The sequence below is a fragment of the Kitasatospora purpeofusca genome (genome assembly GCF_034043715.1).
In the GTDB taxonomy this organism is placed as follows: Bacteria; Actinomycetota; Actinomycetes; order Streptomycetales; family Streptomycetaceae; genus Kitasatospora; species Kitasatospora purpeofusca_A.
The window spans coordinates 1-11,947 of record NZ_JAXCLC010000067.1 but is presented as its reverse complement, the minus strand read 5'-3'; the positions used below and the strand labels follow the sequence as shown (position 1 = coordinate 11,947).

Sequence of the window (11,947 nt, the reverse complement as noted above, 5' to 3'; positions counted from 1 at the left end):
TTTGACGTTGCATAAAATCAGCCGCATCCACCGAATGCCAGCCCGTTCGGCCCCCCGCTCCGGACCGGCCCCCGGCCGGCCGGTCATGCCCCGCTCCCCCAACTGGTCCACCAGCGCGCCTTGTAGAGCTGGGCGCCGGGCAGGTACCGGACGCCGTCCGGGCGGTGCAGGGTGAGCACCGAGGTGCACCAGGCGCACGGGCCCGCGTGGTCCGGGGCGGCCGTGAGCAGCCGCCCGCTGCCGGGCTCGTCGCCCACGCTCTTGATGTCCCGCTCGGCCCGTTCGTCCGCCAACCGGACCCGGGTGAAGCGGTCCGCCGATGGGTCGAACCGCCACAGGTGCGCCGCCGTGCTCACCCAGAACCGGCCCGGCGAGGCCAGCACCGGGGCCAGGTCGTGGCCGCCGCGCTCGGGCAGCGGCACCGACCGGTCGGCGGTGAGCGTCGGCGCGGCCACCGTGCCGCCCACCCGCAAGGCCGTCAGGGTGCCGTCCCCGAGCGCCCAGAGCCGCCGGGAGCGCGCGTCCCACTGGACGCCGTGCGCGCCCGGCAGCCGGTACTCGGCGTACGCGGTGCTGCGCGGACCCAGCGAGGCCGCGTACAGCCGGACCCAGCCGCCGCCCGAGGCGGCGACGGCGACATTGCCGTCCGGGAGCAGTTCGGCGCTGTGCGGGTTGGCCGATCCGGTGTCGACGGCCCAGACGGTGGCGCCGGTCGTGGTGTCGACGACGGCCGCCAGCCCGCCGGAGGCGGTGGTGACCAGGAAGCGACGGCCCTGCCTGACCCGGCTCTTGGCCTCGTCCGGCAGCGCCCAGGTCCGGCCCGGGTCGAGGTCGGCCAGGTCGGGGGCGGCGTCCGCGGACCACGACCAGAGCACCGGCCGCCGGTCCACCCCGCGTCCGGCGTCCGACCCGGCCGGTCCCGCGAGGGCGGACAGCGCGGCCGGCCGGTCGGCGCCGAGCACCAGCACCCGGCGGGAGGCCTGGTCGACCACGGCCACCGTCCAGGTGGGCCGCAGTCCGGCGGCCTCGGCCGGGGCCGCGCCGATCCCCAGGACGAGGGCTGCCGCACCCGCCGCCGCCCGCCACACCCGCCATGCCCGCCTCGCCCGCCTCGCCCGCACCTGGCCGCCTCCCGCTGTCCGGCTCCCGCTGGCCGACTCCCACTGGCCGACTCCCGCCACCACCGTGCGGCGCGCCCCCGCCCGCCGCCAGCGCACGGGCGCCGACCGGCCTAAACACCGCTTGTCGTACCCGGGTGGTTGGATCGGAACCGAGGGCATCGCGAGAGGAACCGGAGACACGATGAGCACGGCCAGGAGCACCGGCGCGCAGGCATCCGAGCCGCACGCCGCCGACAGTCACGACCTGATCCGCGTACACGGCGCGCGGGAGAACAACCTCAAGGACGTCAGTATCGAGATCCCCAAGCGCCGGCTCACGGTGTTCACGGGCGTCTCCGGCTCGGGCAAGAGCTCCCTGGTGTTCGACACCGTCGCCGCCGAGTCCCAGCGGCTGATCAACGAGACCTACAGCGCCTTCGTCCAGGGCTTCATGCCGTCCGTGGCCCGGCCCGACGTGGACGTGCTCGACGGCCTGACCACCGCGATCATCGTCGACCAGCAGCGGATGGGCGCCGATCCGCGCTCCACCGTCGGCACCGCCACCGACACCAACGCGATGCTGCGGATCCTGTTCAGCCGGCTGGGGCTGCCGCACATCGGCTCGGCCAAGGCCTTCTCCTTCAACGTCGCCTCGATCAGCGGGGCCGGCGCGGTCACCGTCGAGCGCGCCGGGAAGACCGTCAAGGAGGCGCGCAGTTTCAGCGTCACCGGCGGCATGTGCCCGCGCTGCGAGGGCCGGGGCTCGGTCTCGGACATCGACCTCAGCCAGCTCTACGACGACTCCAAGTCGCTCTCGGAGGGCGCGATCACCGTCCCCGGCTTCACCGGTGACGGCTGGATGACCAGGATCTACGCCGGCTCCGGCTTCCTCGACCCGGACAAGCCGATCCGCGACTACAGCGAGCGGGAGCTGCGGGACTTCCTGCACCGCGAGCCGACCAAGGTGAAGGTCAACGGCATCAACCTCACCTACGAGGGGCTGATCCCCAAGGTCCAGAAGTCCATGCTGGCCAAGGACCGGGAGGCGATGCAGCCGCACGTCCGGGCGTTCGTGGACCGCGCGGTCACCTTCACCGCCTGCCCCGACTGCGGGGGCACCCGGCTCACGGCGGCCGCCCGCTCGTCGAAGATCGGCGGCATCAGCATCGCCGACGCCTGCGCGATGCAGATCAGCGACCTCGCGCAGTGGGTGCGCGGCCTGGACGAGCCCTCGGTGGCGCCGCTGCTGGCCGCGCTCCGGCAGACCCTGGACTCCTTCGTGGAGATCGGCCTCGGCTACCTCTCGCTGGAGCGGCCGGCCGGCACCCTGTCGGGCGGCGAGGCGCAGCGGGTCAAGATGATCCGCCACCTCGGCTCCTCGCTCACCGACGTCACCTATGTCTTCGACGAGCCCAGCACCGGTCTGCACCCGCACGACATCCAGCGGATGAACGGCCTGCTGCTCCAGCTCCGGGACAAGGGCAACACGGTGCTGGTGGTGGAGCACAAGCCCGAGGTGATCGCGATCGCCGACCATGTGGTGGACCTCGGCCCGGGCGCGGGCTCGGCCGGCGGCACGGTCTGCTACGAGGGCCCGCTGGCGGGCCTGCGCGCGGCCGGCACGGTGACCGGCCGTCACCTGGACGACCGGGCGGCGGTGAAGTCGACCGTCCGCCCCCCGACCGGCAAGCTGCCGATCCGCGGCGCCACCGCCCACAACCTGCGCGGGGTCGACGTCGACATTCCGCTGGGTGTCCTGGTCGTCGTCACGGGTGTGGCCGGCTCCGGCAAGAGCTCCCTGGTGCACGGCTCGGTCCCGCCCGGCGAGGACGTGGTGTCGGTCGACCAGAGCCCGATCCGCGGCTCCCGGCGCAGCAACCCGGCCACCTACACCGGTCTGCTGGAGCCGATCCGGAAGGCCTTCGCGAAGGCCAACGGGGTGAAGCCGGCCCTGTTCAGCCCGAACTCCGAGGGTGCCTGCCCGACCTGCAACGGCGCCGGCGTCGTCTACACCGACCTCGCGATGATGGCCGGCGTGGCCACCACCTGCGAGGACTGCGAGGGGCGGCGCTTCGACGCCTCGGTGCTGGAGTACCACTTCGGCGGCAAGGACATCAGCGAGGTCCTGGCGATGCCGGTGACGGAGGCGGAGGCCTTCTTCGCCGCCGGCGAGGCCCGCACCCCCGCGGCCCACCGCATCCTCACCCGCCTGGCCGACGTCGGCCTCGGCTACGTCAGCCTCGGCCAGCCCCTCACCACCCTCTCCGGCGGCGAGCGGCAGCGCCTCAAGCTCGCCACCCACATGGGCGACAAGGGCGGCATCTACGTCCTCGACGAGCCGACCACCGGCCTGCACCTCGCCGACGTCGAGCAGCTGCTCGGCCTGCTGGACCGCCTGGTCGACTCCGGCAAGTCCGTCATCGTGGTCGAGCACCACCAGGCCGTCATGGCCCACGCGGACTGGATCATCGACCTCGGCCCCGGCGCCGGCCACGACGGCGGCCGCATCGTCTTCGAAGGCACCCCCGCCGCCCTCGTCGCCGCCCGCTCCACCCTCACCGCCCAACACCTGGCCTCCTACGTGGGCGCCTGACCCCGCCCTCCCCGGGGCCGGCCGCACCACCCGGCCGGCCCGGGGGGGCATCCGCCCCACCGAGACGGTGGAGCAGGCCGGTGACCAGGCTGCGCGTCGGCCCGCCGACTCGCCGAGGCCGCGCTGACCATGACCTCCTTGGAGTGGCAGCAGGTCTATTTGCTTTAGCCCGTAGCAGGGCTGCCGGGCGGGCGGCGGCGGCGTGGTGGCGGGGTCGGGTGTCGTCCTTCTGCGCTACCTGCGGGCGATGGTGTCGGCGAGGCGGGCGAGGGGGGAGGTGGTGGGGCGGCGGCGGGTGGCTTCCTGGCGGTCGGCGGTGTGATAGGCGGCGTAGAGGGCGTGGACGCCGAGCCAGCGGAAAGGTTCGGGCTCCCAGCGGCGGACGCTGTGGCCGACCCAGGGCAGCCGGATGAGTTCGGTGTCGTGGCCGAGGACGAGGTCGCGCAGGGTGCGGCCGGCCAGGTTGGTGGTGGTGACGCCGCTGCCGACGTAGCCGCCGGCCCAGCCCAGGCCGGTGCGGCGGTCCAGGTCGACGGTGGCGCACCAGTCGCGGGGCACGCCGAGGACCCCGGCCCAGGCGTGCTCGATCCTGGCGGTGCGGGCGGCGGGGAAGAACTCGTGCAGGATCTCACGCAGTTGGCGGACGGTCGCGGGCTGGGTGGCGCCGTCGGTGTCGGTGCGGGAGCCGAAGCGGTAGGGGACGCCGCGCCCGCCGAGGGCGATCCGGTCGTCGGCGGTGCGCTGCGCGTACATGTAGGCGTGGGCGAAGTCGCCGAGCACCTCGCGGCCCTCCCAGCCGATCTCCTCCCAGAAGGAGGGCGGGAGCGGTTCGGTGGCGATCATCGCCGAGTTCATCGGCAGCCAGGTGCGGCGTTCGCCCGCGAGGCCCGAGGTGAAGCCCTCGGTGGCGCGCAGCACGTACCGGGCGGTGACGGTGCCGTGCGGGGTGACGGCCCGGGCCTTGCGGCCGCCGCGGATCGCGGTCACCGGGGTGCCCTCGTAGAGTTCGACACCGAGCCGTTCGACCACGTCGGCGAGGCCGGCGGCGAGCTTGGCGGGCTGGACGCGGGCGCCGTGGGGGCTCCAGACGGCGCCGAGGGTGCCGGCGACGTTCAGGCGGTGCGCGGCCTCCTCGGCGTCGAGCGCCTGGACGCGGTCGGCGCCGTAGGCGCGTTCGGCCTCGGTGAAGTCGCGCAGCCGGGCCAGTTGGGCGGGGGTGCGGGCGACCTCCAGGACGCCGCCGCGCACCAGGTCGGCGTCGATGTCCTCGGCGGCGAGGGTGTCGGCGACCTCGCCGACCGCCCGGTCCATCACCCGCTGCATCGCGGCGGCGCGCTCCTGCCCGTAGCGGCGGGCGAAGGCGCCGCGGCCGGCGAAGCCGTTGTACAGCCAGCCGCCGTTGCGCCCCGAGGCGCCGTAGCCGCAGAAGCGCTGTTCCAGGACGGCGATCCGCAGGCCCGGATCGGCCTTCTTGAGGTAGTAGGCCGTCCACAGGCCGGTGTAGCCGCCGCCGACCACGCAGACGTCGACCTCCCGGTTGCCGGGCAGTGCGGGCCGGGTCTCGGGCATCCCGAGCCGGCCCCACCAGAATGACACTCCGCCGTTCACACCCGTGCCGTTCACACCCGTGCCACCGGATCCCACGGAACCCGACCTCCACCTCGCGCCGACAGTTTCCCGGACGGTACGCCTGCCGCCCGGGTGCGAACCAGCGCCAGCCTGGAAGGATCCGGTGCCCCCTCGCTGCACCCTGTCAGACCAGGAGGCGTTCGAGGATCCCGGCGGCCCGGCTCGTCCTCCTAGGGCCCGGGGGCGGCGCAGCGCACGTCGAAGGCGGTGTCGCGGGCGCGGGCGAGGGCCGTCCGCACCCGCCGGCAGTGGGAGCGCGGCGGGTGCGGGCGGCGGCGGGTGCGGGCGGCGGCGGTGCCGGTTCAGCCGATGGTCGAGCCGGTGACCGGCTCGGTGAGCGGGATGCTCGCACCGGCGAATCCGGTCTTGACGAACTGCCAGGTGAGGCCGTTGATCACGCCCTGGCCGAGGGGCGCGAACCGGGCGAAGGCCGGCTGGCTGAGGTCGATGTGGCTGGAGTCGCAGGACGGACACTTGTCCCTGACCGGCACGGTGACGGTCTTGCCCTGGTAGCTGACCTTGACCGAGATGCCCTTGCAGAGCGGGTCGTTGTTGGGGTTGGCGCTGGTCCACCAGGTGTGCGAGACGGCGACCAGCAGCTGGTTGCCGGCGTTGATCTGGGTGCCGCAGGCGCCGTAGCCGGCGTCGTTGTAGTAGGTGGCCTTGCCGGTCATGGGCTTGTTGATCGGTATCGCGGCGCTCGCGGTACCGGCGGTGAGCGCGACCAGCGCGGCGGCGGCCAGCGGGACGCCCGCCAGGATCCGGAGGTTCAGGACAACTCGCATGTGTGCCCTCCCAGTTCGGTGGTTGGAAAGGACAGTAGGCAGAGCATCCACAGCTGGTACAGACATCTGACACGTTGTCATGAACACAAGCGGCGGGGCTTTACCCGCTCGGCCGACGGGGGGACGATGCGTGACCGCACGACTCTCCCGCGCGTTCAGCAGGACGCCCGTTCCCGCGTTCTCGGAGGCCCCGTTGCGCACCTTCGCCCTGCTCGCCGCCCTCGCCGCCGTGCTGACCGGCACCCTGACCGGCCCGGCCGCCGCCGCGCCGAAGCCCCGGGAGGTCAACCAGGGCTACAGCATCCCGGTCGGCGCCGTCACCGACCTCGGCGCGCTCCCCGTACTCGGCAGCCTCGGCCTGGACTTCGCCCGACTGATGGGGGCATAGGGGCGGGAGGCGAGCCGTCGACGGCCGCCTGTCAGGTGCCGGACAGTGCAAGAACTGTCCGGAAGATGATCGTCAGCCTGTCAGGCGAGCCCGTGACCTGCACCGTCACAGAAACACCACACGGATTCCGGTCGGAATTGGTCTCTACCATTGCCCGGCGTTCGCATTCGGAGGAGGCTCCTCGGCGAAGCGCAGGGGCACGGACCCGGCGCTCACCAATGGGAGGAAGACCACTCATGTCGCTTCGCAAGGCCTTCTCCAGCGTGGCCGTGGCCGGAATCATGGCGGGCAGCGCCCTGTTCGCGGCCCCGAGCGCCCAGGCCGCCACCTACACCTACGTCGGCATCTACCCGACCGCCGCCTCCTGCCACGCGGCCGGCCAGGCGTATGTGAGCAGCCACCAGGCCGTCGTCTACTTCTGTGACACCACCACCGGCGCCCCTCGCCTCACTCGGGCCCGTCCGGACACACTCCGGGCGGGCCCTTCGGCTGCCTCGGTTATTTCCGCTGCGAGAGTCAGTCCTCCCGACACGCCCCCGACAGGCGGGAACACGCCCTCGCAGCAGCCTCGTCATCACCCGAACGTCTCCCGCAACGCGGCGTCATACGGCCGCAACACCCCTTCCCAGCAGGCGGAACGGGTGATTGACAGGGAGCCGCGGGCTTCAGCACGATGAGCGCCGAGCCCGGTCGCAGCACCCGTCGCAGCGCCCCGAGAGAGCGGAAGGAGGGCCGATGATCACCCGCACCGTTCACCGTGTCGCCCCGGCCCGCCGCCGCTGTTGTTGTTGTCGCGGGACGCTCACCCGCTGATTCTCCGGCCGCACTCCGGCCGCACTCCGGCCGTCCTTCCGCACCGCGGCACCCGTGCGCCCTCCGTCGCACCCCGCCCCGTCGTGCCCCACCATGCCGCCGCGCCCTGAGGGAGGCCGCCGCCGCCTTCGAATAGCCGATCGCCAACCCGATCATCGGGTTATCCTCCGACTGCTCAGCCTCTTTGTCGTCCGTCCTGTCCGGGGGAACAGTGATCAGCGCACTCCTGCCCGCGTCCGTCGTCGTCGAGACCGCCTACTCCGACCCGCCCGAGGCCCGCCTCGAGCCCGAGGAGGCAGCGGCCGTCGCCCGCGCCGTCGAGTCCCGCCGCCGCGAGTTCACCACCGTCCGCCACTGCGCCCGGCTCGCCCTCGGCCGCCTCGGCGTCCCCTACCGCCCCCTGGTCCCCGGACTGCGCGGCGCCCCGGGGTGGCCCGAGGGCGTCGTCGGCTCCCTCACCCACTGCGCCGGCTTCCGCGCCGCCGCCGTGGCCCGCTCCGGGGACGTGCTCTCCCTCGGTATCGACGCCGAACCCGCACTCCCCCTCCCCGAGGGCGTCCTCGAGGCCATCGCCCTGCCCGCCGAGCGGGAACGCGACACCGCCCTCTCCGCCGCCCACCCCGGCACCCCCTGGGACCGCATCCTCTTCAGCGCCAAGGAATCCGTCTACAAGACCTGGTTCCCGCTCACCCGCACCTTCCTCGACTTCTCCGAGGCCGACCTCACTCTCCGCCCGGACGGCACCTTCACCGCCACCCTCCTCGTCCCCTCCCCGCTCCCCACCCTGGACGGCCGCTGGCGCGTCCACGAGGACCACCTGGCCACCGCGATCACCGTCCTCACGGGACAGCACGCCTGAACGGCACGCCTGAACAGCACGCCTGGGGCTCGTTCCGAAGGTCCGGGACCGGGATTTCTCCGGTGCGACGCGGGCAGCGGAAGGGGTCAGCGGAAGGCGTCGGAGAGGCGGGTGAAGGTCCGGCCGGCCGCGAGGAGGGTGGGGAGGGCGGTGGCCAGGCCCGGGCCGGTGCCGGCGGTGGGGTGGTTCATGTGGGCGATGACGATGGCGCCCGGGGCGGCGTCGAGGAGTTCCCGGCGGACCTGGGCGGCGGGGAGGGTGGCGCCGCCGTCGGCGTTGGTGCTGAAACCGGCGATCCGCTGGCCGAGGTCGGCGGCGATCCGGGTGGCCACGTCGTCGTAGTGGGCGGTGCCGGAGCGGAAGAACGCCGGGGGGTGGCCGAGCAGGGCGGTGAGCTTGGCGAGGTTGCCCGCGATCTCGTCGTGGACCTCGCCGGGGTCGCGGGTGCCGGCGATGCCGTAGGCCGAGCGGCCGGTGACGGAGAGGGGGCGGTGGGCGGTGCCGTGGTTGGCGATCTCGAACAGCGGGTCGGCGGCGAGGCTCTCGAAGGCGGCGGGGTTGGCCTCGATCCAGCGGGCGTTCAGGAACAGGGTGGCGGGGACGCCGTGGGTGCGGAGGGTCTCGACGAGGGCGGCGTCGTAGCCGGAGCCGCCGGGGCCGCCGCAGGCGTCGAAGGTGAGGGCGATGGCGGGGGCGGCCGACCTGGGGAGGGCGGTGAGCACTCCGGGGACGTCGAGGCCCCAGGCGGCGGGGGCGGCGTCGGCGTAGCGCGCGGTGACGAGCGCGCGGCTGGGGACGGCTGCGGGGGCGGGGGCGGCGGGGGCGGGCGCGGGGGCAGGGACCTCGGCGGTGGCCCCGGCGGTGGGCGTGGGCGTGGCGGTCGGGGTCGGTGTGGGGGCCACCGGCGCCGCGGTGGGAACGGGCGCCGCGGTGGGGACAGGCGCCGCAGTGGGAACGGGCGCCGCAGTGGGGACGGGCGGTGCGGTGGGGACGGGCGGCGCGGGGCTCGTCGTCGGCGCGCAGGCGGCCAGGGTGGTGCCGGCCGCGGCCACCAGGAGGGTCCGCCGACTGAGTGACATCAATGCGCTCCGAATCTGCCCGACTGTCAGATGATCTGACTACTTCCTATTCAGGGCCCGACCCGCCCCCCGGCGCAACCCGGGTCCGCCTTCACGGGACCGCCGCCCGGTGGTGGGGCCCGGCTCACCGGGGGTTCACCCGGGCGAGCGGACAGCGGGTAGGTACGGGCCGCGAGCATCCCCGGCGAGAGCGGAGGCACCCGATGGCGGACGACGTGCACGAGGAGAGGGCCCGGCCGGGCCGGCGCGGGCTCCTGGCCGCGGGCGCGGCGGGCGCGCTCGGCGCCGTGGTGGCGGGCGCGGGCACCGCCCGCGCCGAGGGAGCCGCGGCCCCGGCCGCGCCGCAGGAACGGACGGTCACCCTGACCGGGAAGCTGCCGACCGGCGCACCCGACTTCGTGTACCTGCCCTTCGACGTCCCGGCCGGCGTCCGCGAACTCGCCGTCACCTACCGGTACGACAAGCCGGCCGTGCCGCCCGGCACCCCCGGCAACTCCTGCGACATCGGGCTGTTCGACGAGCGCGGCACCGAACTCGGCGGCCGGGGCTTCCGCGGCTGGTCGGGCGGCTTCCGGACCGGCTTCACGGTGAGCCGGGAGCAGGCCACCCCCGGCTACCTGCCGGGGCCGGTCCGCCCTGGGCGCTGGAACGTCGTCCTGGGGCCGTACCAAGTGGCGCCGCAGGGGCTGGAGTACCAGGTCGACGTCACGCTGCGGTTCGGCGAGCCCGGCGGCGAGTCCAGCCCCGCCTACCCGCCGGAGCGCGCCCGGGGGCGCGGCCGGGCCTGGTACCGGGGCGACTGCCACCTGCACACGGTGCACTCCGACGGGCGCCGCGAGCCCGCCGAGGTGGCCGCCGGGGCACGCGCGGCAGGGCTGGACTTCATCGTGTCGACCGACCACAACACCTCCTCCGCGCACGGCGCCTGGGGCCCGTCGGCCGGCCCGGACCTGCTGATCCTGCTCGGCGAGGAGGTCACCACCCGCAACGGCCACTGGCTGGCGCTGGGCCTGCACCCGGGCGAGTTCGTCGACTGGCGCTACCGCTCCCGCGACGAGGCCCTCCCCCGGTTCGCCCGCCAGGTCCGGCGGCAGGGCGGCCTGGTGGTGCCCGCGCACCCGTACTGCCCGTACGTCGCCTGCCAGTGGAAGTTCGGGTACGAGCACGCCGACGCCGTCGAGGTGTGGAACGGCCCGTGGACGTACGACGACGAGTCGGCCGTGGACGGCTGGGACGCCCAGCTGGCGGTGGCGCTGCGCGACGGGCGCTCCTGGCTGCCCGCGATCGGCAACAGCGACGCGCACAGCGCCCCGCAGGTGATCGGCTCACCGCACACCGTGGTGCTCGCCGAGGACCTCGCCCGGGACGACATCCTCGACGGACTGCGCGCCGGCCGCAGCTGGCTCGCCGAATCGGCGGCCGTCCGGCTGGAGTTCACGGCGACCGGGAACGGCCGGCAGGCCGGGATCGGCGAGGAGCTGACCGTGCCCGGGGACGCTCCGGTGGACATCCGGCTGGTTGTCTCCGGGGTGCCGAACGGCACGGTGCGGTTCCTGACCGACGAGGGCCAGCTGCACCAGGAGTCGCTGCCCGCCGACGGCGCGGGCACGGTGGTCTGGCGGACGACGGCCTCGCTGGCCGCGTTCGTCCGGGCCGAGGTGCGGCACCCGAGGGCCGACGGGACCCCGGGCCGGGGCAACGCGATGGGCCCGGACCTCCCCTGGGGCCCGATGGCCGCGCTCACCAACCCGATCGTGCTGCGGGCGCGGGAGCGGGCGTAGGCGTGGGCGCAGCGGGAGGCCGAACGGACGGCGGGGCCCGCCGGGGGACGGCGGGAGGTCCGGGGAGGGGAGGACTCCGGGGCGCGCCGTGGACTAGGTTGATCCTCGACAGCAGTCACTCGTAGGGACGAGGCGGTCGGCTGTCCGCCTTGCCGGATTCGGCCGGCCCGTGTTCCGACTCCGGCCGGCCCCCGCGTGTTCCGCCCGTCCCGCTCCGGCCCCGTCCGTCCCCGGCCCGCGAAGGGATCAGCAGCTGTGAACCGTACGACCATAGGTGGGCCGGAGCTCGGAGGCGGACGGGGGGCGGGCTGCGTGGTCGTCCTCTCCGACCCGGCCGCCGGTGCCGGGAGCGGCGCGGTGGCCCCCCTGGTCGCGGACGCGCTCTTCCCCAGCGTCCACCTGCGCGCGGAGGACTTCCGGCGGGCGGTCCGGCAGGGCTTCGTCACCCCGGACCGGCCGGAGGCGCGGCGGCAGAACGCGACCGCGCTGGCGGCCACCGCCCAGGCGGCCTTCGCCTTCGCCTCGGGCGGCTACCAGGTGGTGGTGGAGGGATCGGTCGCCCCGACCGCGCTGGACGCCTTCCGGCGGGAGAGCCGGGCCACGGGCGCGGCGCTGCACTACGTGGTGCTCCACGGGGGAACGGCCGGAAACGGCGCGGCCGACGGTGCGCCGCAGGCCGAGGGCCCGGCGGCGGACGCGGCCGAGGCCACGGCGGACACGGTGCTGGCGGGGCTGCGCCGGGGGGCGTACCTGCTCGGCTGGTGAGCCGGCCGCCGCCCCGGGGGGAGACCGGGGCGGCGGCGGCCGGAACGGAACGGCGGCGAACGGCGGCCGCGAACGGAAGAGGGGCGGGGGGGGGGGGGGGGGGGGGGGGGGCCCGCCCCCCCGCGCCCGGGGGGGGCGGCGCCCGCCCCGCCCCC

9 protein-coding genes are annotated in these 11,947 nt (G+C 74.8%); 5 read left to right on the top strand and 4 right to left on the bottom strand.

Annotated elements, in window-relative coordinates:
- Positions 1-83: 83 nt before the first annotated feature.
- Complete coding sequence (locus SM793_RS28330; RefSeq protein ID WP_320441138.1) at positions 84-1,121, bottom strand: DUF6528 family protein; 1,038 nt, start codon at positions 1,119-1,121, stop codon at positions 84-86.
- 181 nt (positions 1,122-1,302) lie between these two features.
- Between SM793_RS28330 and SM793_RS28325 the strand changes: the two genes are divergently transcribed.
- Positions 1,303-3,693: an excinuclease ABC subunit UvrA gene (locus SM793_RS28325; RefSeq protein WP_320441137.1), complete on the top strand. Its 2,391-nt coding sequence runs from the start codon at positions 1,303-1,305 to the stop codon at positions 3,691-3,693.
- Between the two features lie 234 nt (positions 3,694-3,927).
- On the opposite strand, the gene SM793_RS28320 is transcribed toward SM793_RS28325, so the two are convergent.
- Together SM793_RS28320 and SM793_RS28315 are read right to left on the bottom strand one after the other, a co-directional pair.
- A complete protein-coding gene (locus tag SM793_RS28320; RefSeq protein ID WP_320441136.1) occupies positions 3,928-5,262 on the bottom strand; it encodes an FAD-binding oxidoreductase in 1,335 nt (444 codons plus the stop codon).
- 362 nt (positions 5,263-5,624) lie between these two features.
- Positions 5,625-6,107, bottom strand: coding sequence for a cysteine/serine endopeptidase inhibitor (locus SM793_RS28315; protein ID WP_320441135.1), 483 nt, complete (start codon positions 6,105-6,107; stop codon positions 5,625-5,627).
- Positions 6,108-6,237: 130 nt separating this feature from the next.
- On the opposite strand from SM793_RS28315, the gene SM793_RS28310 reads away from it, so the two are divergent.
- Together SM793_RS28310 and SM793_RS28305 are read left to right on the top strand one after the other, a co-directional pair.
- On the top strand, positions 6,238-6,495 hold the full coding sequence (locus tag SM793_RS28310; protein WP_320441134.1) for a hypothetical protein: 258 nt from the start codon (positions 6,238-6,240) through the stop codon (positions 6,493-6,495).
- Between the two features lie 1,024 nt (positions 6,496-7,519).
- Positions 7,520-8,167: a 4'-phosphopantetheinyl transferase family protein gene (locus SM793_RS28305; RefSeq protein ID WP_320441133.1), complete on the top strand. Its 648-nt coding sequence runs from the start codon at positions 7,520-7,522 to the stop codon at positions 8,165-8,167.
- A gap of 86 nt (positions 8,168-8,253) precedes the next feature.
- Here the strand turns inward: SM793_RS28305 and SM793_RS28300 are convergent, their stop codons facing one another.
- Entirely contained in the window at positions 8,254-9,246 is a 993-nt protein-coding gene (locus tag SM793_RS28300; RefSeq protein WP_320441132.1) for a polysaccharide deacetylase family protein, read from the bottom strand.
- A 203-nt stretch (positions 9,247-9,449) separates the two neighbouring features.
- Here SM793_RS28300 and SM793_RS28295 point away from each other — a divergent pair, with 203 nt between their 5' ends.
- Positions 9,450-11,027, top strand: a complete 1,578-nt coding sequence (locus tag SM793_RS28295; RefSeq protein ID WP_320441131.1) for a CehA/McbA family metallohydrolase — start codon at positions 9,450-9,452, stop codon at positions 11,025-11,027.
- A gap of 312 nt (positions 11,028-11,339) precedes the next feature.
- A complete protein-coding gene (locus SM793_RS28290) occupies positions 11,340-11,792 on the top strand; it encodes an ATP-binding protein (RefSeq protein ID WP_320441130.1) in 453 nt (150 codons plus the stop codon).
- Positions 11,793-11,947: the final 155 nt, after the last annotated feature.